We start from the raw sequence: 20950 nt of genomic DNA on the forward strand, positions 1-20950 counted from the left end.
GACATCGACAGAGGTTAGCAGTCCTTGGTCGTGCCGACTACCGTCCTGCGGGCGGCCGCATCAGGAGCAGGGAGGGTACAGAATCGGGCGCATATAAGCGAAGCAGGCCATATCCGATGCCGGCGAGGCCACACATGAGCCCCGGAGTCTCGACCTCGCCCGGGGTGCCGCACCGGGGGCCGGTTCGCGCGATTGAGGCGAGCACCGCGGCGCTCACCGTGTCCGTGTCGGGGTTGGCCACGGCGAGCAGGAGCTCCAGGTTGCCGAGGTCGCCGTGGCACAGGCTGTGGCTGCGCCCGAAGCCGCCCGCGACCGTGGCGGCCAGCGCCAGCTCCAGATCCTCGGCGGCGGCGATGTCGGTGGTGAGGCCCACCGTGTCGGCGCGGGCGAGCCCGATGCCGGGCGCCCCGTGACACCACGCGAACATCTGGCCCGGCGCGGTGGCCGCACCGGCGCGCAGATCGGGCCAGTTGCCGAGCTCGGGCCGGTACTGTGAGCGCTCGTAGGCGAACCCGGCCAGACCAGCGGTGACGAACCGGTCCTCGCCGGTGGCCGCGCCGAGCCGCAGCAGCGCCCAGCCGACCCCGCCGGCCCCGTGAGAGAAGCCGGCCAGTGGCTGCGATGACTCGGTGAACGTTGGCCAGGCCAGGCCGTCCCCGGCCGGCTGCGCGGTGGCGACGAGTAGCTCGCCGCCGCGGCGGGCCACCTCCAGCGGCTCGGCCAGCCCGGTCGCGGCGTGCACCGCCAGCAGGCACCCGATCGTCCCGGCGGCCCCGCCCATCACGTCCAGGGCGGCTTCGTTTCGCAGCAGGTGGCCGCTGAGCCGGACGAGCCGCTCGACCGCCGCGGTCTCACCCATGTGCAACAGGGCGTAGGCCAGCCCGGGAAGGCCGGCGAACCCGTGCAGACCAGCCTGGCCGGCCAGCCGGTCGGGCGCGGCCGACTCCAGGTCGTCGAGCACCGCCGGCAGCCACCACCGGGCCCGCCGCGCGAACTCACCGAACTCCGCGCGGCCGGTGAGGCCGGCGGCGGCGGCGAGGAACACCGCGATCCCGGACGAGCCCGAATACAGGTTCCAGCCCGGTGCGCCGATCCGCCACGCCTGCTCGCCGGCCATCTCCAGCCCCAGCCAGCTCACCCGGTCGCCGTCCTCGCAGGCGGTGGCCAGGAGCCGCTCGGCGATCCGGGTGGCGACGGCCAACGGCCCGCCGTCGGCTGCGAAGGCCGGCTCGGCAGCAGTGGGTTCGGTGGCGGGAACCGCGGGCGCCACTGTCAGGACCGCCGCGCGGGTCTGCAGCGCGGCGCGGATCGTCCACGTCTGGCGGGCCAGGTCGCGTTCGCCGAAGGCGGCCAGCTTCGCGCGGACGCGGTCCAGCCCCGACTCGGCGTAGAAGCCGGCGAGCCGCACGCCGTGGCTGGTCACCAGGTCCCTCGAGCCGGGCTCCGACGTGAACAGCGGCACGTCGCCCGACCACAGGTCGGCCAGCTCGAACGGCACGACCGAAGCCAGCCCGGGGACGCCGGAGGAGATCGCCCACAGGTACGACAGGTGCCGATCCCGGTCCAGCGCGTCGCGCAGCAGGTCCGGATGCGTGCCCTCCTGCAGCAGCGTCGTGTATGTCTGCGTCGCGCGCAGGACCATCCGCACCTCGGCGGCTTCGAAGACGGCCAGCGGCCCGCCCGGCGCAGTCAGCTCGTCGCGTCCCTGCTCGAACGCGCGGTAGGCGTCGCGGAAGCCGGACAGCAGCGCCGGGATGTACCTCAGCAGGTCCGCTGGGGTCCCGTCGAGCGACGGGCGGTTCTGCGCGCCCGCGAACGGCAGGTTGGCGCGGACGACCCGCATCGTGTCGGTGCCGCCGTCGTCCCAGGTGGCCGTGGCGTAGGGCGAGGTGTCCCGAGGGTCGCCGCCCAGGCCGCTGATGTCGACGGCCCCTTGGTCGTTGGAGACGAGCATCGGCAGCAGGCCGGTCCGCATCACCGACAGCTCAAGCTCCCGGACCGCGGGGTCCAGGGCCGCGGAGCTGCCCGGCGCGACCGGGGGCGGCTGGTGGAACAGCGCCTCCAGGTCGACGAGCACGGGCTGCTCGCCGCACGCGATGAGGTTCTCGAAATGGAAGTCGGTACCGTTGACCGCGTGCAGCAGGGCCATCTGCGCGCCGAGCCGCCGGTAGTACCGGGTCACCTCCTCGGCGCTCGCACAGCCGGCGTGCCGGGCGAACTCCAGCCAGCCGTAGCCGCCGCGGTCCAGTACCGTGAGCGTGCGCAGCTCCAGACCGATTCGGCCGGACAGCCACTGCAGCAGCGCGTTGGCGCCGAGGTGCGCGCCCTGCGGCCGCGGCTTGTAGACCACCTGCCCGCCACCGGCGAAGGTCAGCACCGTCACCGAACGCCCGTCGCGGTGCGGGTCGCCTGCGCCGGCGCCGACCGCCGTCAGCTCTCCGGGGTCCGTGCCGCCGAACAGCCCATCACGGATCAGGTCGCGGTCGGCGGCCCAGCGCCGCAGCAGCTCCCAGGTCGCGTCGGTGGTCAGCTCGGCCCGGCGCACCAGCAGCCGGGCCAGCACCGGATACTCGGCGTAGAAGGCCCGCTGGGCGTCGGGCCCGGTGAACTGCCCGACGAACGAGGCGAACCGGCCCGCGGGAGTGTCGCCGTCCAGGCGGCCAAGCTCCCGCAGAACGTTGAGTTCCAGGATGAGCGTGCGCGTGGCCAGCGAGACGAGCACGCCGTTGAGCGCGCCGAGGAACGACGTCAGCACCGGCCGCACCGCCACGCCCCGGCCGACCTCAGGGTCTCCGCGCAGCCGCCGGGCCAGCTCGGTGAGGGCGCGGTGCGCCACCGGCGCGAGGATCACCGCGAACGCGTGTCGCCAGTCTCCGTCGTGCTCCGCAGCGGCCGGCCGGGCCGCATGCGCCGAGTGGCCCGGGTGGTCGGGATGATCCGCGGCGGCCGGGTTCGCCGGCTTCGCGGCGGCCGTGGCGGCGCAGACCTCCAGCCACCACGCCGGCGGTTCGCCCGCCCGCCCGGCCAGCCCGGCCGCGGGCTCCGCCAGCAGCGCCAGCAGGCCGTCGGCGCCGCCGGGGACGTTGCGCAGCAGATTGTCGAAGCCGTCGCCGTCGCCCAGCCGGTGCGCGTCACGCCAGCGGGCCAGACGGCGCGCGGCGCGCGCGTCGTCGCCGCCAGGCACCGGCGGCTGCGCAGTGTTCAACTCGAGGCACACCCGCTCGGCCAGCGTGAGCGCCCGGGCCCAGTCCACATCGGACACATCGGGCGCGGTGACTGTCTCGGTCATGCGCGGAAGGTACCGCACCGCCCGGCGACTGCGTTACCCTCTGACCGCATGGCGCCGTGGCTCGGTTTCCTGGCCGACGAGGCCCGCCCGCCGGCCGGCATCGTCGCCCTCTCCTGGGTGGAAAGCCTGCTGTCCCGGCCGCCGGACGACGAGGGCCTGTTCGTCGCGGCCAACCTGATCGCCCTGGCCGTCTTCCGGGCCGGTGAGGCCGACCTGGCCCGGCACATCTCCCACGAGGAGATCAGCTATGCGCTGCGCCGAGAGGCCCGCGACCCGGTGTATCTGCTGTATGCCCTGCAGCCGCAGATCAATCTGCTACGGCTGGACGGCTACGGCCCCGACCCGGACCGGGCCCTGCGCGGACTGGACGCCCTGGCCCGGCTGGCCGCCGGCCTCGACCTGGAGCTGCCCGGGCTGAGCATCTCCGCCGCACAGGTGCGTCGGCTCGACGAGGCGGGCCTGCCGGTCCGCAAGGCCGCACGCGACGCCCACATCATCGACACCTGCAAGCTGCTCTGGCGGCTGGGGCGGCCCGACCGGCTGGTCGAGGCGGCCAACGGCCTGCTCGCCCGCTACCCGGAGGCGGCCAGAGGCGGGCCGCACCATGCCGCCGAGGCCCTCTGGCTGGCCGCGCCCGAAATTCAGGCCCCGCCACCCACGGCCACGCTCGACTCCGGCCCCCGGCCGGCCGTACACCTGGCGTTCCTGCGGCTGATCCACTACACGGCCCGGCTGGCCGACCTCGGCGAGACGGAGCCGGTGGTGGGGCTTGCGACCGGGCTGCTGACCCGGCAGGACATTCTCGGCGGCCCGTACGCCTCGGCGCTGACCCCACTGCGATGGCGCGCGGCGCTGGCCGACAGCCTGCTGCGGGTTGGCCGGGCCGACCTGGCCGAGCCGGTCCTGCGGGCGGCGCACCACAACGCATTCGGCGACCCGCAGCTGGCGCGTGGCACCGCCGAGCGCTTGGGGATGGCCGCGCCCATGCCACCCGTGGACCGGGACGCGGCCGTCGCGCTGGCCCACCGGGTCCTGGACCGGCTCAGCCGGTAACGGGCGAGGCGACGACGAGCGGCGAAAACCTCACCGGAAGCGTGCCGACCCGCGCGATCCGCACCGCCGCGAGCACACCCTGTGGGCCTCCGCCGTCACCATCAAGCCGGCCGTCATCGCCGCTACGGAGCAGCTCGTCCACGACCGCATCGACACCTGCGCCGGCCGACATCGCCCCGCCCCGGACGCCTGACGAGCCGGCGGGCGGGACACCGTGCCCGAACGCGGTGTGCGGCGGCGCGGGTTGAACGGCGCGGGCGCAGACTCTACTGTGGCGCGGTGATCCGGGGGAGATCGAACGCATTGATCGAGGTCGCCATCCTGGTGGTCGGCGGGGTGGTGTTCTTCGTCGGGCAGCGGTTCGGTGGGCGGCCGGTGGCGACGGCGTTTGCGAATGCCCGGTGGCTGCGCTCGGTTGAGCGGGACCTGCACATCGACGTCGAGCTCGCGATGAACTCGTGGCTGGCCGGGCATCCGTGGCTGATCGTCGTCGCCGTGTGCGTGTACCGGCTCTACTACGTGGTCCTTGTCGGCGTGCTCGTGTTCGTGTTCGTGCGGCACCGGGAGGTGTTCGTGTCCGTGCGGCGGGTCATGGTGGCCATGGCGCTGCTGGTGTTGCCCGTGTACTGGGCCGTGCCCATGGCGCCGCCCCGGTTCGCGGTGCCGGGGACCGTGGACATCGTCGCCGAGCACGACATTTTCGGGCGGTCGGCGGCCGGACCCGGCGACCTCGGGCAGATGCACATGACGGCCATGCCGAGCATGCACGTCGGGTGGGCGCTGTGGTGCGGGTTCGCGGTCTGGATGGCGCTGCGCGCAGCGCACCCGCGGGCGGCGCTGCTTGCGTGGCTGTTTCCCGTGGGCATGATGCTTGTGGTGTTCACGACCGGCAATCACTACGTGCTCGACGTCGTCGGAAGTGTGCTGTTGCTGCTGGCGGCGGTCGGGGTCGCGGCCGGCTGGAGTGCGCTCAGGGCCCGGCGCAGTGCGGCGGCGCGGTTCTGAGGGGTGCGAGCCTGTGGCTTCTGCGGTGGCTGTCGATCCAGCCGTGACAGCGATGTCGCCGGCCTGCTCGGCGGTCACGACTTCGCCAGTTCGTCCAGGTAGTGCGGGTTGTGCATGATGCCGAGCAGGTTGCCGAACGGATCGAGGACCGTCGCGGTGATGAAGCCGTGGCCGCGGTGCTGCAGCGGTTCGTGCACGGTGGCGCCCAGGGACAGCAGCCGGGTGAGGGTCGTCTCCACGTCGTCGACGTGCCAGTAGAGGATCGCCCCGGTCGCCGCGGCCGTCCCGGCCTCGATGATGCCCAGCTCGGCCTCGTGATCGCCCAGGCGCCACTCGGCGTAACCGGGGCGGCGGAAGTACGGTTCGACGCCGGTGACCTCCGTGTACCAGGCGCACGCGGCGGACAGGTCGGCGGCGAAGTAGCTGACGGTGGCCATGCCTCGCAATGTCATACCGGCACGCTAAACGGCTATGCGGCACGTTAGGTTCCTCATATGTTGGAGACCTCGGTGCGGGTGCTGCGGCTGCTCGCGATGCTGGCCCGGCGGCGTGAGTGGAGCGGGGCGGAGCTGGCCGCGCGGCTGGACGTCAGCGGGCGGACCGTGCGCAACGATGTGGACCGGCTGCGGCAGCTCGGGTACCAGGTCGATGCCGTGCCGGGGCGGGGCGGCGGGTACCGGCTCGGGGCCGGGAACGCGCTGCCGCCGCTGGTGTTCGAGGACGACGAGGCGGTCGCCGTGGCGGTCGGGCTGCGGGCGGCGGCGGCCGGGAGCGTCGCCGGTATCGAGGACGCGTCGCTGCGCGCACTCACGAAACTGGAGCAGACACTGCCGCGGCGGCTGCGTGCACGAGTGGACGCGCTCAAACGCGCGACCGTGTCCGCGGCCGGCGGCGGGCCGGTGGTCGACCTGGACACGCTCACCCGGATCGCGGCCGCGGCGAACGGACATGAACGGCTGCGGTTCGAGTACGCCGCGCACGGCGGCGACACGAGCGTGCGCGACGTCGAGCCGCACACGCTCGTGTACACGGGGCGGCGGTGGTACCTGCTCGCCTGGGACGGTGACCGCCGGGACTGGCGCACGTTCCGGGCCGACCGGATCACGCCGCTGCCCGTCGACGGGCCCGTCCAGCGGTTCGTGCCGCGCGAGCCGCCCGGCGGTGACGCGGCCGCCCACGTGCTGCGGGGCGTGGTCGAGGCGCCGCACCGGTATCGGGTCCGCATCCGGTTCGCGGCGCCGGCGGCGGTCATCGCCGAGCGCAGTACCCCGACGTCGGGCCGCATCACGCCGCTCGGCGAGCGCGAGTGCGAGCTGGCCACTGGCGCTGACTCGCTGTTCGACCTGATGACGTACATTGGCAAGTTCGAGGTGCCGTTCACTGTCCTCGACCCGCCCGAGCTGTGCGACTTTCTGCGTACCCTGGCCGGCCGGTATCTGGAGGCGGCCGGTGATCGGTGAGGCAGGGCGCCTGAGGCCGGTCGGCTGGACCGGCTCCTAGGAGACCTGCAGGACCGTGGCGCGCAGTGGCTCCCGGTCGACGCCGAGGGTGTCGAGCACCCGCATGGCGACGCTGTCGCTCTGGTCGAGCAGGCCGAGCAGCAGGTGGCCGGTGTCGATGTCCCGACGGCCGAGGCCGTCCGCCTCGTGCAGCGCCAGCTCCAGGGCGTTGAGCGCGCGGCGGCTGAAACGGGGGCGGGGGAATTGGAACGCGCCCTGGCCGAAGTTGTCGTCGGCACGGCGCTGGATCTCGGCGACGTCGATGCCGATGGAGGCGAGAGCGTCCCGCGCCGGACGGCCGCCGGTCGCCTCGACGCCGGCTTCCTCGAGGGCCTGGGCGGTCGTCGTCCTGGCCTGACGCAGCTCGACGCCGTGCGCGCGCAGCGCCTCGCCGGCCGGGCCGGCCGTCTGGGTCAGGCCGAGCAGCAGGTGCCCGGTGCCGATGCCGTCGTGGCCCATGGACAGGGCGGCGTCCTGGGCGGCGACGACGGCGCGCTTGGCGAGCTCGTCGAATCGTTCGAACATGTCAGTCCTCCTTGCCTGCGGTTTTGCGGCGGGTCGCGTGCTTCTCGTGGACCGACTGGCGGCTCACGTTCAGGGCGGTGGCGATGCTCTGCCAGGTCCACCCCTGGGCGCGGGCGTTGTCCACGTGGAGGCGCTCGAGCTCTTCCAGCAGTCGCCGCAGTGCGACGACGGCCTCGAGCCCGAGCGCGGGGTCCTTGGCGGTGACCTGGCTGACCAGGTCACCGACCGGCTGTTCCTGTGCGCTCACGCTGTCAAGGTTCCCTGACAGCGGCTCGGCTGTCAAGGTAGCCTGACAACGGCCCGCTTGTTGCGATGGCCCGGACGTGACTCGGCACTCACGCCGGCTCGGCGGTGCGTCCGCGGTAGCCCGGCAGTGTGTCCGCGGTAGCCCGGCGGTGCGTCCGCGGTGGCTCGGCGGTGGGTCGGGGGGTGGCCCGACCGTCGACGTGGCTTCGCGGGGGGTCGGCCCGGCCGGTGGTTCGAGTGCCGTGGCGGCCTGGTGGCGGGTTCGAGTGCCGTGGCGGCTTGGTGGCGGGTTCGGGTGTCGTGGTGGCGGGTTCGGGTGCCGTGGCGGCGTGGCGGCGGGTTCGAGTGCCGTGGCGGCCGGTTCGAGTGCCGTGGCGGCGTGTTGGCGGTTCGGGGTGCAGTCGCGGCGTGGAGGTAGTTCGGGTGTCGAGGAACCCCGGCTGCATAGAATGCGCGGCATGCGGGGACGGTTCGACAACCTTCGACGGATTGCGGCGCTCGATCCGGTCGCGGATCACCTGGCGATTCATCGGCTGACGCTGACCGAGGAGTTTCCCTGGGACATGCGCATGGCGTTCAACCTGGCGTTCAATCGCTCATTCGCGCTGCCGCGGGTGGCGCGTCTGCTGTGCGAAACGCGCAGAATCCTGCAGGAACCGCGCAGACGAGCCGACGACACAGGCATCATCATGTACGAGATCCTGTTGCACGGGCCCGAATCGGTGCGCGGGAAGCAGGCGGTGCGGCGGCTCAACGATGCGCATCGGCGCTTCTCGCTCGACAACGGCGACAGCATCTACGTGATCGCGGCGCTTGTCGTGGTGCCGATGCGATGGCTGCAGCGGTACGGCTGGCGGAGGCCGCACGAGCACGAACGCCAAGCGGCGGCCGTGTTCTACCGGCGCGTCGGCGAGCTCATGGGTGTGCGCGAACTGCCGGCGGACTATTGCGCGTTCGCGCACTACCTGGACGCATACGAACGCGCGAACCTGCACCACACGCCCGAGGCCGCGCAGATCGAGCGCACGACCCGCGACCTGCTGCGCGGACGTGTGCCCGGCCCGTTGCGCGGCATGGCCGACTCGCTCATCGGGGCGCTGTACGACGAGCGTCTGCGCGCAGCGTACGACGTACGCCGGCCTCCACTGCTCGCGCGGGCATTCGTGCATCTGTCGCTGCGCGTTCGTGCACTGGTGCTGCGATTCGCGCGTCCGCGCACGACGCCGCTGTTCGCGGACGGGATCGTGACGAAGACCTATCCGGACGGCTACGACCTGGCGAAGGTCGGCTCAGGAGGGCCGTCGCCGGCGTCCGGGGACTGATGTCCGGAGGCTGATGTCTGGGGGCTGATGTCCGGGCGTGTCCATCTGCGCGATCGGTGCGGCGCGGCCGCGCGTTTGTGCGCGGTGCTGCCGGTTGTGGCAGATCGCCGCGGCGGCCGTGCACAGACGGCATGCGCGCAGCTGTTCATGCGCAACGTCTTGGGCGGCGCGCGCGTGGCTGTGCATGCGCAACGTCCGTGGGCGGCCTGTGTCCGCGGCTGTGCATGCGCAATGTCCGTGGGTGGCGTGTGTGGGCCTGCCCCGTTTTGACGGACATCTGAGATCAGGAGCCTGTGGGCTTCGGGAGGATGTCCAGCATCATGGAGAGTATGGGCAAGCAACGGCCTCGGCCTCGTCGTTCGTTCACGGCGGAGTTCAAGGCCGAGATCGTGGAGTTGTGCCAGCGTGGTGACCGTTCGGTCCGGCAGGTGGCCCGGGATTTCGATCTGACCGAGACCGCGGTGCGGGACTGGGTGAAGCAGGCCGCGATCGACAGCAACGCCAGCAGCGGTGGCGGTTCGGCGGCGGGTGCGCCGGCGGCGGGTGGGTTGACGTCGGACGAACGGGCGGAACTGGCCCGGCTGCGGCGGGAGAACCGCCGGTTGCAGGAGGACGTCGACATCCTCAAACGGGCCACGGCTTTCTTCGCGAGGGAGACCCGGTGAACGTGTATCCGTTCATCGAGGCGGAGCAGGCCGGCAAGCGCAACATGAAACGTGCGTGTGAGCTGCTGCAGGTCTCCCGGTCCGCCTACTACCGCCGCAATCACGTCTCCGACCGGGCCCGCGCCGACCAGGACCTCACCGCGCAGATCATCGCGATCCACGACGCGTCGAAAGGCACCTACGGCGCGCCGCGCATCCACGCCGAACTCGCCGCAGCAGGGCGGCGGCACGGCCGCAAACGCATCGCCCGGCTGCTGCACGGCACCGGCCGCCGTGGCCGGTCCCCACGCCGGTGGCGGGTCACCACGGTCCCGGACCCAGCCGCTTCCGCGCGTCCGGACCTGATCCAGCGTGGGTTCGCCCCGGACCCGGCGGCGGTCGACACCCGCTGGTGCGGCGACATCACCTACATCAACACGTGGGAAGGGTGGCTGTACCTGGCCACCGTCATCGACCTGGCCTCCCGCCGCGTCGTCGGCTGGGCCGTCGCCGAGCACCTGCGCACCGACCTCGTCGACGCCGCGCTCACCGACGCGGTGCACCGCCACAGGCCGGCGGACGGGTTGATCTTCCACTCCGACCGCGGCTGTCAGTACGTCAGCGCCCAGCACGCACGGCTCGCCAACCGCCACGGCGTCAGGCTCTCCGTCGGCCGGCGCGGGCAATGCTGGGACAACGCCGTCGCCGAATCGTTCTTCGCCACCATCAAGACCGAACTCGTGCACCGGCAGGCCTGGCCCACCCGCACCGCCGCACGCAAGGCGATCTTCGAATACATCGAGGGCTGGTACAACACCCGACGCCGGCACTCCAGCCTCGGCTACCTCAGCCCAACCGCCTACGAGGCCAGCAGGATCGACCCACCGCTCAGCAAGGTAGCCTGAACCACCACATCGACCCTGTCCGTCAAAACGGGTCAAGCCCAGTGCGCGTGGCTGTGCGTGGGCGGCCTGTGCGCGGTTGTGCGTGAGCGCGAGCCTGCGTGGGCGGCGTGCGCGCGTGGCCGTGCATGCGCGGCGTGCGCGGCGGCTGTGCTTGAGCGTTCGTGGGTGGACGGGGGTGCGCGGGGCTGTGCGTGGGCGGTGTGGGCGCGTGGGCTGTGTGCAGGTGGGGCGGCGGTAGCATCTCGGGTGTGCGGGAGTTGACGTCCGGGCGTGTGCACCTGCGCGAATGGCGTGATGATGATGCGCCGTTCGTGCTCGACATGTGCTCGCGGTGGGAGGTGCAGCGGTGGGTGGGTGCGGCGCCGCGGGTGCTCGGCGGGCTTGGTGATGCGCGGGCGACGATTGCGCGGTGGCGGGGGCATGACGACGGGCTGCGCGGGGTGTGGTCGATTCGGCGGCGTGACGACGGGGCGCCGCTCGGGACGCTGCTGCTCATCGGGATTCTCGCGTCCGGGGCGGAGCTGCCGCTGCAGCCGTCCGGGGAGACGGAGATCGGCTGGTATCTGCACCCGGACGCCTGGGGGCACGGCTACGCCACCGAGGCGGCCCGGCTCGTGCTCGACCACGGGTTCGCGGGCGGGCTGGACACGATCATCGCGGTGACGTATCCGGAGAACGTGGCGTCGCAGTCGGTGTGCACGCGGCTCGGCATGCGCCACGAGGGGCTCACCGATCGGTACTACAACATGACGTGCGAGCTGTTCACGGCGACGGCCTGAGGGTTGCGGGCGGCCTGCAGGGCGACTGTCTCCAGGCCGCGCAGCAGTGCCTCCGCGTCGTCGGGGGCGATGACGTGGGTGTCGCAGAAGACGATGGCCTGGGTCGCGCCCGGGAGCTCGTCGATGTGCACGATCAGGGGCTCGAACGGCACGTCCTGGCGGGTCGTCCACGTGAACGTGCCCGGCTCGGCGTCGTCCAGGTCCTTCAACGGGGCGCCGGCCAGCGCGGCGTCGTCGCGGCGGTCGTTGAAGTAGCACGGCAGCTGCAGGCCGGGGCGCTCGGCGGTGGCGCGATCGAGCAGGTCGTCCAGGGCGGCCGGGTCGTAGTAGGCGTGCTTGTACGTGCTCATCGCCGAGCGCCTGGCCCGCTCGAACGCCTCCGCGAACGTGGCGCCGGCCACGTCCAGGCGGCACAGGCCGTACTGCGCGAGCATGCACACCACGCGGTCCAGGCCGGGGCGGAATCGGTTGTTCACCATCGGGCGTACGACGACTGGTGCGTCCGAGCCGGTGACGCGGGCCAGGGCGATCGCGAACACGGCCAGCAGTACCGGCGCGGCCGGGATGCCGGTGCGGGCCGTGATCGTGCGCAGGGCGGTGCTGAGCGCCGGGGACTGGAACTCGCCGCGCCAGTGCCGGGGCGACTGCGGGGCGCGGGACGGCGGGTACCGGCGCAGCGGCATCTCGCGCAGAATCGCGTCCCAGTGCCGCAGCGTCATCGCGTGCTGGCGCTGCCCGGACGTGCTCGCCTGCCAGACCGCCTGGCGCAGCGGCTGCAGGTCCGGCACCGGGGTGTCGGGGCGCTTGTCGAGCTCCTCCAGCAGCACCCCGGCGCCGAAGCCGTCGGTGACGAGATGGCACATGACCACGACGAGGTGGGTGAGGTCGCCGCGGTGGCGTACGACGGCCATGCGGATCGGCCAGTCGCGCTCGAAATCGTACGGGTCGTGCTGCAGCTTCAGGCGCAGCCGCTCGGCCAGCTCGGCCGGGTCGTCGCCCGGGCCGGTGTCGAAGACGTCGAGGCCGACCCGGCCCTCGGCCGCCACGACCTGCACCGGTGACCCGGACTCGGTGAGCCGCAGCCGGGTGCGGGCGGTGGGGAAGCGGCTCATCAGGTACTGCAGCCGCTCCTGCACGTCCTCGAGTGTGGTGCCGTCCGGCAGGGGGCCCCAGGCCCCGTTGGGGATCCACGACTGCTGGCGGACCATCGCCCGCCAGATGTCCTGCTGCCCCCAGGACAGCGGGCCCTCGCCGGCGCCCTCCCCGGCGAACGCCACCAGCACCCGCTCGGCCACCTCGGTCATCGGCCCCACCCCTCATCGGCGACACCGGATGCAATCACGTCGCCGATCTTGATCACATCGGTTCGCCGACCGATGTTCTTCCTGTGCATGTGGAGGTGCCGCCGATCGGGGCCGCGTCGCGCCGGGCCGGTCGGTAGGCTGGCCCCCGCCGGGCTGGGCGGCCAGGCCGGCGAGCGGTGACCGGACGGGGCGGTGATGATGGCTGTCGATCCGATGATGCTGGTGCGTGACACCACGTGGGCGGAGGCGGACCCGGCCACGCATCCGTTCGACCCGGCCACCGTGCCCGCCGTCGTGCGCGCCGTCGCCCCGCCCGAGCTGCCCGCGCCGGGCGAACCGGCCCGCGCGTGGGTCGACACCGTGTCGCTGGGCCTTGTCGAGCACTACGGCCGGTGGGTCGTCGGCTGGGACGGGCGGCGCTTCGCGCACGCCGTGCCCCGGGGACCCGAGCCCCGGTGGTGCTGCGCCGACGACTCCATCACCACCCCGGAGCGGACGCTCGCCGCGATCGTCAGCGGGGTGCTCGACTGGCGCGCGCTGCTGGAGGAGGTCGCCGAGCACTTCGCGTGGCACCTGCCGCTGCCGGCCGAGCCGCGCGCGGCGTTCGCGGCCTGGGAGGCGGCGGTCGTCGACCTCGTGACCATCGCCGTGAGCCGCACGGGCGCCGACGAGTTCTGGTACGGCCACAGCAAGCGAGTGCTCGGCTGGTTCCTCGCCGCCGCCGGGGTGCCGGAGACCGTCGCCGCGTCGATGGTCGCCGAGGCCACCCGCGGGCGGTTCCGCAGCTGGACCGTCCAGCCGGGCGCGAACATCATCGACGTCGGGGAAGCGCTGGCCGCGGCCCTCACCGGGGTCGCGCCCGGTGGTGACGAGTGGCCCGACACCTGGCCGTGGGACTGGCCGAACCGGCGCACCACGCAGGTGCCCTCCGCGGCGCGGCCACCGGGGCCCGAATACGCCCGGTCGGTCGACTCGCTCACCGAATGGCGGCGCGTCCGCGCGGCGGCCCGGTGGAGCGACGTCGCCGAGCACCTGGACGGGCCGGCGCGCACGGGGCGCGACGGCCTGGCCGAGCACTTCGCGGCGCGGGAGGACGGCGGCGACCGGCTGCTCGCGGCCCTGGAGTCGGTCCGGGCCGACGCGGTCGCGGGCGCTGCGCTGACCTTCGACCGGCTGGCGGCGTGGCAGCGGCTCGTGCTGGGAGTGCGGGCCGCGCCGTTCCGGACCACGCCGGCGGCGGCAAAGGGCGGGCGGGAATGGTACGCGTACTGGCCCGACGTCCCCGAGGCGTTCGAGAGGTGCCTGGCCGAGGCGGCCGATCCGGGCGTGCCGTCGCCGTCGCGGGCCGCGCGCGTCTACCTGGACGTGACGTTCTTCCATCCGTTCGCCGACGGCAACGCGCGGGCGGCGGCGCTCGCGCTCTACTTCGTGCTGGCCCGCGAAGGCGTGGTGCTGGAGCGGGTCGTGCCGCTGCTGGTGGTGGCCCGGCCGGCCGGGGATGTGCGGGCGGCCGAGGCACTGGCGCGGACGGTCGCGGTGCTGGCGGAGCAGACCCGCCGGCACGCCGGAGCGTGAGGCGGGCGCAGCGGCCCCGGCTCTCCCGAGCTAGAACAGCGTCGCCCGGGAGAGCAGGCTGAGCGCGGCCTCGGACGGGGAGCCCGGCTCCGGTGTCCAGGAGAGGAACAGCTGGTCGGAGGCGTCGGGGCGCATGACCTCCTGGGTCAGCGTCATGCGGCCGACGAGCGGGTGCTGGAACCGCCGCACGTGCGGGTCGCACTCGCTCACCTCGTGGTTCGCCCAGAGGCGGGCGAACTCGGGGCTGCCCACGCACAGCTCGCCGATCAGCTCGGCCAGCTTCGGGTCCCCGGCGTGGCGGGCGACGAGCATGCGCAGGTAGGCGACCGACTCGCGGGCCTTGTCCAGCCAGTCGACGTACAGCTCCCGCATGTGCGCGTCGAGGAACAGCATGCGGACCTTGTTCGGGCGGTCCTGCGGGCGGTCGGCGCGGGCCGGGTCGACGTGGCCGGCGAGGAAGGCGTGGCCCATCCGGTTCCAGGCCAGGACGTCGCCGAAGCGGCCCAGGACCACCGCCGGGACCTCGCCCATCGCGTTGATGAGCTGCCGCACGCCGGGGCGCACGCGCTCGACCTCGGGGCGCTCGCGGTACGGCAGCGGCGAGCCGGGCCGGGCCAGCGTGAACAGGTGCTCCCGCTCGGTCTCGGACAGCCGCAGCGCCCGGGCCAGGGCGGCCAGGACCTCGTCGGACGCGTTCTGGCTCTGGCCCTGCTCGAGGCGGATGTAGTACGAGACGCTGACCCCGGCCAGCTGGGCCAGCTCCTCCCGGCGCAGGCCCGAGACGCGCCGGCGCTCCCCGTAGGAGAGCAGGCCGACATCCTCGGGGCGCAACACCGCCCGGCGCGACTGGAGGAACTCCCCGAGACCATCCACGCGCTCCAGTATCACCGGTCGGGGCCGCCGTAGCCTGCCACTGCCAGTGGTACCAACGGCACGGGGCTGTCTCGGGCCGCCCGCGGCGGCCGAGGCTTGCCGCATGACCGCAATACTCGACGCCGCCCCGGCGCGCCTGTCCACCCGTCAGCGGGTGGTGCTGCTGGTGCTGCTGGGCGCGCAGTTCATGCTCGCCGTCGACTTCTCGATCCTCAATGTCGCGCTGCCCGCCATCGGTGCCGGGCTGCACTTCGGCCTCGACGACCTGCAGTGGGTGGCCACCGCGTTCGCGCTGCCGGCGGCCGGGTTCACGCTGCTGTTCGGCCGGATCGGCGACCTGTTCGGGCGCCGGCGGCTGTTCCTGGCCGGGCTCGTGCTGCTCGTCGGTGCGTCACTGCTCGGCGGGTTCGCACAGCATCAGGCGACGCTGCTCACGGCCCGGGTGCTGCAGGGGTTCGCGGCCGCGATGGCCACGCCGGCCGCCCTCTCGCTGCTCACCACGTCGTTCCCGGAGGGCCCGCTGCGCGACCGGGCGCTCGGCCTGAACGGTGCCCTGCTGTCCAGCGGGTTCACGACCGGGGCGCTGCTCGGCGGGGTCCTGGCCGACGTGCTCGGCTGGCGGTGGGCGTTCCTGCTCAACGTCCCGGTGGCGCTGATCGTGCTGGCGGTGACGCCGTTCGTCGTCGCCTCCGGGCGGGCACCGCAGCGGCCGCGGCTCGACGTGCCCGGGGCGATCACCGTGACGCTCGGGCTGCTGCTGCTGGTGTTCGGCCTGACCCAGGGGTCGATCGTGGCGGTCGCCGGCTCCGTCGTGCTGCTTGCCGCGTTCTGGCAGATCGAGCGCCGGGCGGCCGAGCCGCTGGCACCGCTGCGGATCCTGCGGCGGCCGACCGTGCGCTGGGGCAACCTCGGCGGCCTGCTGGCGTTTGCGATGGGCAGCGCCGTGGTGTTCCTGAGCACCATCTACCTGCAGGAGGTGCTCGGCTACTCGGCGCTGACGACCGGGCTGGCGCTGGCCGTGCCGGGCATCGCCGCGGTCGCGGGCGGTGTGCTCGGCGGGCGGCTGATCGGCCGGTTCGGGCGGCGCACGACGCTCGCCGGCGGGCTGGCCGTGCAGGGGCTGGCGTTCCTCGGACTGGTGGCGCTCGGGTCCGACCGGGCGATGTACGTCCCGCTCGTGCTGCTGCTCAGCGTCGGGTTCTTCGGGCACATCGCGGCGATTGTGGCGTACACGGTGACGGCGACCTCGGGGCTGCCGGACGGCGAGCAGGGCCTGGCCACGGGGCTGAGCACGCTCACCCAGCAGGTCGCGCTCACTGTCGGCATTCCGCTGGTGAGCGCGGTGGCGGCCACCTCGGCCGGGGTGCTGAGCGGGGTCCACACCGCCGTGGTCGTCGACGCCGGGCTGACGCTGGCCGGGGCGTTCGCCATCTACCGGGGGCTGCGGGAGCGGCGGCCCTGAACGCGGCCGCCGCGCGGCCGGTCACCGGTGGCGGCGGGCGGCGACGATCAGGAAGTTGGGCAGGTGGGTGTACGCGTCGATGCCCTCGGGGCCGGTGGCGGCGGCTTCCGGGGGCAGGGCGGGCTCGGCGAGTTCGGTGAGGTGGCAGCCGAGGGTGAGCAGGTGGTTGACGTACGCCGACAGGGGACGGTGGAAGTCGGTGCCGTGCGGGCCGGGGATCTCGTACTCCTCCAGGTAGCGCGACGTCCGGTACTCGCCGTGCGCACGCCAGACCGGCCACAGCTGCTCGAAGCACGGGTGGTTGACGGTGAACACGAACAGGCCGCCCGGGCTGAGCGCCTCGGTGCACGCGCGCATGGCGTCCTGCCAGTCCGGGACGGCGGGCAGCACCATGCTGCAGACCACGGCGTCGAACGGGCCGCCGAGGTCGGGCCGCGCGCACAGGTCGGCCCGGACGTAGCGGATGCCCTGCGGTGTCCGGGCTTCACGCTCGGCGGCGAAGTCGAACAGCGACAGGCCCGGCTCGACGCCGACGACCTCGGCGCCACGGGCGGCCAGCAGGCGGCTCAGGTAGCCGTTGCCGCAGCCCGCGTCCAGGATTCGCCGGCCCGTCACGTCGCCCAGGAGGCGCAGCAGCTCGGGGTTGATCAGGTGGCGCTTGGCGAAGTCGCCGTCGAGCGCCATCGCCTCCAGCGCCGCGCGGGGCATCCGGCCCCAGCGCTCGATGGCCCGCTCGTTCGTCCACTCGCTCACGGTCGGCTCTCCGGTGCGCGGCCGGTCGTCTCTGCGGGGCCGGTGGTCGCGACCGCGGCCCAGGCGGTGGCCGTGATGTCGATCGGGCCGTGCGCCGGCAACAGGCTCGCACAGTGCGCGCGCAACGCGTCACGATGGGCGGTGTCCAGCCCGCGCACATAGTCACCGGCCGGGCCGACACCGAGCGTGTACGGCTCCCACCAGGCGTCGAAGCCGGCGTACGTCACGCCGACGGTCAGCCCGGCCGACCGCACACCGGCCAGTCCGGCCGCGGCGAACAGCTCGGCCAGGTGGCCCTCCCGCGCCCCGGCCAGCCCCGACTCGTCCCGGGCGGCGGGGTCGAGGTCCAGCGCGGCCCGCCAGAACAGCGACACCGGCCCGCCCCCGCCCGCGTGGTCCCACACGCACGCCGCCACGACACCACCGGCCCGCGTGACCCGCGCCATTTCCCGCAGCCCGGCGACAGGATCGCCCATGAAGTGGACGACCAGCTGCGCAAGTGCACAATCGAAAGCCTCACTGGGGTACGGCAGGTGCTCCGCCGACCCCAGCCGCACGTCGACGTCCGGAAAACGGGCACGCGCGGCCGCGACGAACGCCTCGGAGGGGTCGACCGCGGCCACCGCCGCCGCGCCGACCCGCCCCACGAGCTCGTTCGTGAGCGCGCCCGTCCCGGCCCCGACGTCGAGCACCCGCAACCCGGCCACCACGCCGGCCAGATCCGCGAACCGGGCGGCGAGCGGCACCGAGAACCGCCCCATGAACCGCTCGTACGCGCCCGCCGCGACCTCAAAGCTCATGCCATCGCCTCCGCAGGCTCCGGCGACGGCCTGAGCCCCGCCCTGCAACATTGATGAGCGGCCACTCCGCTTCGCTCCGTACCGCTCATGCCATCGCCTCCGCAAGCTCCGGCGCCGGCCTGAGCTCCGGCGCCTCCAGGTGCGCGGGTGCGAACGGCGGGCCGCCGGTGATCGTGCGGTGGCCGAGCCCCCGCTCCGTGCACTCCGGCGTCAGGTCTTCGGTGACGTGCATGGCCATTCCCGCAGCCTAACGTGTGTGATCGTGTTGATTTGGAACGTACTCATCGACATCTCTTGACGGTTGCTGACGATATTTGTTCAGATGAGTGCACTCTTGACGCTCCGCCATCGCCGAAGGGGCTACTCCTCCATGCGAAGATTCGGACGAATTCTCGTCGCCGGGGCCTTGGCCGCCGGTCTGACCATCCCGGCCGGTGCGGCTGCCGCGGCGCCGCCGGCCGATGGTGGGACCGGCTGGCACGTGGGCATTGCGCCGCTGGCCACCAAGTGGACGTCGAAGGTCGGGCCGGACAATGCGCTGCCCGAGTACCCGCGTCCGCAGCTGACCCGGGACAAGTGGCAGAACCTCAACGGCGTGTGGGAGTTTGCCCGCGCCGACGCCGGGCAGGCCGTTCCCGCCGGTCAGACGCTCGGCGAGCGGGTGCTGGTGCCCTACCCGATCGAGTCTGCGCTGTCCGGCATTCAACGGCACGAGGACCGGATGTGGTACCGCCGCACGTTCACGGTCCCGAAGAACTGGAAGGTCGGCGAGGGCCAGCGCCTGCAGCTGCACTTCGGCGCGGTCGACTACGACGCCAAGGTGTTCGTCAACGGCACGCAGGTCGCCACGCACCGCGGCGGCTATGACGGCTTCGACGCCGACGTGACCGACGCGCTGCAGGGCACCGGCACCCAGGAGCTGATCGTCTGGGCCGAGGATCTCACGGACGCGACCGGCCAGCCGATCGGCAAGCAGCGCCGCACCTCCGACCACGGCATCTTCTACCAGGGCAGCTCCGGCATCTGGCGCACGGTGTGGATGGAGCCCGTCCCGGTAGCCGCCGTCACCGGACTGTCCACGACCCCGGACGTGGCCGGCGGTGCGCTCAAGCTCACCGCGACAGTGGCCAACGGCGCCGGCCTGAAGGTGAAGGCGGTGGCCCGGGACGGCAACAAGGTCGTCGGCACGGTGACGGGTGCTCCCGGGACCGAGCTGCGACTGGCCGTACCGAAGCCGAAGCTTTGGTCTCCTGACAATCCGTTCCTGTATGACCTGCAGGTGACGCTCGTCGACGGCGGCAACAAGACTGTCGACACCGTCGGGTCGTACTTCGGGATGCGGCAGATCGGCACGGCCAAGGGTGCGGACGGCAAGCTGCGGATCGCGCTCAACGGCAAGATCCTGTTCAACCTGGCCAACCTCGACCAGGGATTCTGGCCGGACGGGCTGTACACCGCGCCGACCGACGCCGCGCTGAAGTGGGATCTCGAGCAGGACAAGGCGATGGGGTTCAACGCGGTGCGCAAGCACATCAAGGTGGAGCCGGACCGCTGGTACTACTGGGCGGACCGGCTCGGCCTGATGGTCTGGCAGGACATGCCGGCCGCGAACACCGGGCCGATCCCGGAGGCGTGGCGCGGGCAGTTCGAGTCGGAGCTGCACGAGATGGTGCGCGAGCACAGCTCGTTCACCTCGATCGTGGCGTGGGTGCCGTTCAACGAGGGCTGGGGCGAGTGGGACCGGGCCGCGACCGGCCGGATCGCCGACGACGTCAAGGCCCAGGACCCGACTCGGCTCGTCGACGCCCACAGCGGCGTGAACTGCTGCAACTCCCACGGCGACTCGGGGCGCGGGGATGTCGTCGACTTCCACCAGTACCTCGGCCCGGCCTCACCGGCGCCGGCCGGTGACCGGGTGTCGATCGACGGCGAGCACGGCGGCTACGGCCTGAAGACGTCCAACCACATGTGGTTCGGCGACGGCCAGGCGTATGAGATGGAGCCGGACTCGGCCACGCTGACCCGCAAGTACGTCGAGAATCAGGAGGCCGTCATCACCTCGGCCAAGCGGTGCGGGATCAGCGCGTCCATCTACACGCAGATCACCGACGTCGAGGCCGAGCTCAACGGCTTCTTCACGTACGACCGCCAGGTCACCAAGATGGACCTGAAGCAGGTCAAGAAGGTCAATCAGAAGATCATCGCGCAGGCCGACGGGTCGATCACCGACATCCCGCAGCCGTTGCCCGGCACGCCGGGCCTGACCGGCGTCACGTTCTACCCGCTCGACGAGGCCAACGGTACCGTCGCCGCGGACACGGTCGCCGGCAACAACGCCAACCTGGTCGGCGGGGCGGCGTTCGTGCCCGCCCACAACGCCAACGGGGTCTCCCTCGACGGCGCCACGCAGTACCTCGACACCGGCAAGCCGCTGCTGAACACCGCGTCGGACTACTCGGCCGCGGCGTGGGTCAAGCTCGACCGGGCCGACGGCGGCTTCCAGACCGTGGTCAGCCAGGACGGCCCGTCCAACAGCGACTTCTACCTGCAGTACTCCGGGGCGGATCAGCGTTTCGCCATGAGCTTCGCGGGCGTGCGCGCACTGGCCCCGGTCAAGCCGAACGTGGGCCAGTGGTACCACCTGGTCGGCGTCCGCGACACGGTGAAGGGCGAGCTGCGCCTGTACGTGGACGGCGAGCTCGCCGGCACCGCGAGCGCGTGCCTGCCCCAGTCCGGCCCGACCGGCAACACGGTCATCGGCCGCGGCAAGTACGGGGGCAACCCGGTCGACTACCTCGACGGCACCGTCGACCAGGTCCACCTGTACGACCGCGCGCTCGGCGCGGACGAGATCCGGCAGCTGTACACGTCGAACAACTAGCGAACCGGCGGCGGGCTCCATCGCGGAGCCCGCCG

20 protein-coding genes are annotated in these 20950 nt (G+C 72.8%); 10 read left to right on the top strand and 10 right to left on the bottom strand.

The window, feature by feature from the left end:
- Positions 1–37: 37 nt before the first annotated feature.
- Entirely contained in the window at positions 38–3289 is a 3252-nt protein-coding gene (locus tag Dvina_RS22795; RefSeq protein ID WP_223104492.1) for a type 2 lanthipeptide synthetase LanM family protein, read from the bottom strand.
- A 48-nt stretch (positions 3290–3337) separates the two neighbouring features.
- Between Dvina_RS22795 and Dvina_RS22800 the strand changes: the two genes are divergently transcribed.
- The gene (locus Dvina_RS22800; protein ID WP_223104493.1) at positions 3338–4342 is read left to right on the top strand and encodes a hypothetical protein; all 1005 of its coding nucleotides are present in this window, start codon (positions 3338–3340) and stop codon (positions 4340–4342) included.
- Here the strand turns inward: Dvina_RS22800 and Dvina_RS22805 are convergent.
- Positions 4332–4484 carry a hypothetical protein gene (locus tag Dvina_RS22805; protein ID WP_223104494.1) on the bottom strand — a complete coding sequence of 51 codons (153 nt, stop codon included), beginning with the start codon at positions 4482–4484 and terminating at the stop codon, positions 4332–4334. The genes Dvina_RS22800 and Dvina_RS22805 overlap by 11 nt on opposite strands.
- A gap of 137 nt (positions 4485–4621) precedes the next feature.
- Between Dvina_RS22805 and Dvina_RS22810 the strand changes: the two genes are divergently transcribed.
- Positions 4622–5347, top strand: a complete 726-nt coding sequence (locus Dvina_RS22810; RefSeq protein WP_223104495.1) for a phosphatase PAP2 family protein — start codon at positions 4622–4624, stop codon at positions 5345–5347.
- Positions 5348–5421: 74 nt separating this feature from the next.
- Here Dvina_RS22810 and Dvina_RS22815 read toward each other — a convergent pair whose 3' ends face one another.
- Positions 5422–5799, bottom strand: a complete 378-nt coding sequence (locus Dvina_RS22815; RefSeq protein ID WP_223104496.1) for a VOC family protein — start codon at positions 5797–5799, stop codon at positions 5422–5424.
- Positions 5800–5841: 42 nt separating this feature from the next.
- On the opposite strand from Dvina_RS22815, the gene Dvina_RS22820 reads away from it, so the two are divergent.
- The gene (locus tag Dvina_RS22820) at positions 5842–6807 is read left to right on the top strand and encodes a helix-turn-helix transcriptional regulator (RefSeq protein ID WP_223104497.1); all 966 of its coding nucleotides are present in this window, start codon (positions 5842–5844) and stop codon (positions 6805–6807) included.
- Between the two features lie 36 nt (positions 6808–6843).
- On the opposite strand, the gene Dvina_RS22825 is transcribed toward Dvina_RS22820, so the two are convergent.
- Together Dvina_RS22825 and Dvina_RS22830 are read right to left on the bottom strand one after the other, a co-directional pair.
- The gene (locus Dvina_RS22825) at positions 6844–7371 is read right to left on the bottom strand and encodes a Clp protease N-terminal domain-containing protein (RefSeq protein ID WP_223104498.1); all 528 of its coding nucleotides are present in this window, start codon (positions 7369–7371) and stop codon (positions 6844–6846) included.
- A gap of 1 nt (position 7372) precedes the next feature.
- Positions 7373–7618: a helix-turn-helix domain-containing protein gene (locus tag Dvina_RS22830; RefSeq protein WP_246656381.1), complete on the bottom strand. Its 246-nt coding sequence runs from the start codon at positions 7616–7618 to the stop codon at positions 7373–7375.
- Between the two features lie 457 nt (positions 7619–8075).
- Between Dvina_RS22830 and Dvina_RS22835 the strand changes: the two genes are divergently transcribed.
- The 4 genes from Dvina_RS22835 to Dvina_RS22850 all read left to right on the top strand — a co-directional run bounded on the left by Dvina_RS22835 (position 8076) and on the right by Dvina_RS22850 (position 11267).
- Positions 8076–8939 (top strand): oxygenase MpaB family protein, encoded by an 864-nt coding sequence (locus tag Dvina_RS22835; RefSeq protein ID WP_223104499.1) that lies wholly within the window; start codon positions 8076–8078, stop codon positions 8937–8939.
- Between the two features lie 329 nt (positions 8940–9268).
- Positions 9269–9604, top strand: coding sequence for a transposase (locus Dvina_RS22840; protein ID WP_223092313.1), 336 nt, complete (start codon positions 9269–9271; stop codon positions 9602–9604).
- A gap of 44 nt (positions 9605–9648) precedes the next feature.
- Complete coding sequence (locus Dvina_RS22845) at positions 9649–10488, top strand: IS3 family transposase (protein WP_425516570.1); 840 nt, start codon at positions 9649–9651, stop codon at positions 10486–10488.
- A gap of 248 nt (positions 10489–10736) precedes the next feature.
- The gene (locus Dvina_RS22850) at positions 10737–11267 is read left to right on the top strand and encodes a GNAT family N-acetyltransferase (RefSeq protein WP_223104500.1); all 531 of its coding nucleotides are present in this window, start codon (positions 10737–10739) and stop codon (positions 11265–11267) included.
- Here Dvina_RS22850 and Dvina_RS22855 read toward each other — a convergent pair.
- Complete coding sequence (locus tag Dvina_RS22855; protein ID WP_223104501.1) at positions 11228–12571, bottom strand: condensation domain-containing protein; 1344 nt, start codon at positions 12569–12571, stop codon at positions 11228–11230. The genes Dvina_RS22850 and Dvina_RS22855 overlap by 40 nt on opposite strands.
- A gap of 195 nt (positions 12572–12766) precedes the next feature.
- Between Dvina_RS22855 and Dvina_RS22860 the strand changes: the two genes are divergently transcribed.
- Positions 12767–14146, top strand: coding sequence for a Fic family protein (locus Dvina_RS22860; RefSeq protein ID WP_223104502.1), 1380 nt, complete (start codon positions 12767–12769; stop codon positions 14144–14146).
- A 30-nt stretch (positions 14147–14176) separates the two neighbouring features.
- Here the strand turns inward: Dvina_RS22860 and Dvina_RS22865 are convergent, their stop codons facing one another.
- A complete protein-coding gene (locus Dvina_RS22865; protein ID WP_343217177.1) occupies positions 14177–15019 on the bottom strand; it encodes a helix-turn-helix domain-containing protein in 843 nt (280 codons plus the stop codon).
- A 103-nt stretch (positions 15020–15122) separates the two neighbouring features.
- Here Dvina_RS22865 and Dvina_RS22870 point away from each other — a divergent pair, with 103 nt between their 5' ends.
- Positions 15123–16481 (top strand): MFS transporter, encoded by a 1359-nt coding sequence (locus Dvina_RS22870; protein ID WP_223104504.1) that lies wholly within the window; start codon positions 15123–15125, stop codon positions 16479–16481.
- Positions 16482–16502: 21 nt separating this feature from the next.
- Here Dvina_RS22870 and Dvina_RS22875 read toward each other — a convergent pair whose 3' ends face one another.
- The 3 genes from Dvina_RS22875 to Dvina_RS22885 all read right to left on the bottom strand — a co-directional run bounded on the left by Dvina_RS22875 (position 16503) and on the right by Dvina_RS22885 (position 18272).
- A complete protein-coding gene (locus Dvina_RS22875) occupies positions 16503–17234 on the bottom strand; it encodes a class I SAM-dependent methyltransferase (RefSeq protein ID WP_223104505.1) in 732 nt (243 codons plus the stop codon).
- Positions 17231–18034, bottom strand: a complete 804-nt coding sequence (locus tag Dvina_RS22880; RefSeq protein WP_223104506.1) for a class I SAM-dependent methyltransferase — start codon at positions 18032–18034, stop codon at positions 17231–17233. The genes Dvina_RS22875 and Dvina_RS22880 overlap by 4 nt, the downstream gene beginning before the upstream one ends.
- A gap of 85 nt (positions 18035–18119) precedes the next feature.
- Entirely contained in the window at positions 18120–18272 is a 153-nt protein-coding gene (locus Dvina_RS22885; protein WP_223104507.1) for a hypothetical protein, read from the bottom strand.
- 132 nt (positions 18273–18404) lie between these two features.
- On the opposite strand from Dvina_RS22885, the gene Dvina_RS22890 reads away from it, so the two are divergent.
- Positions 18405–20915, top strand: coding sequence for a LamG-like jellyroll fold domain-containing protein (locus Dvina_RS22890; protein ID WP_223104508.1), 2511 nt, complete (start codon positions 18405–18407; stop codon positions 20913–20915).
- Positions 20916–20950 lie beyond the last annotated feature (35 nt).

The sequence above is a fragment of the Dactylosporangium vinaceum genome, from assembly GCF_019904175.1.
GTDB classification, from domain to species: domain Bacteria; phylum Actinomycetota; class Actinomycetes; order Mycobacteriales; family Micromonosporaceae; genus Dactylosporangium; species Dactylosporangium vinaceum.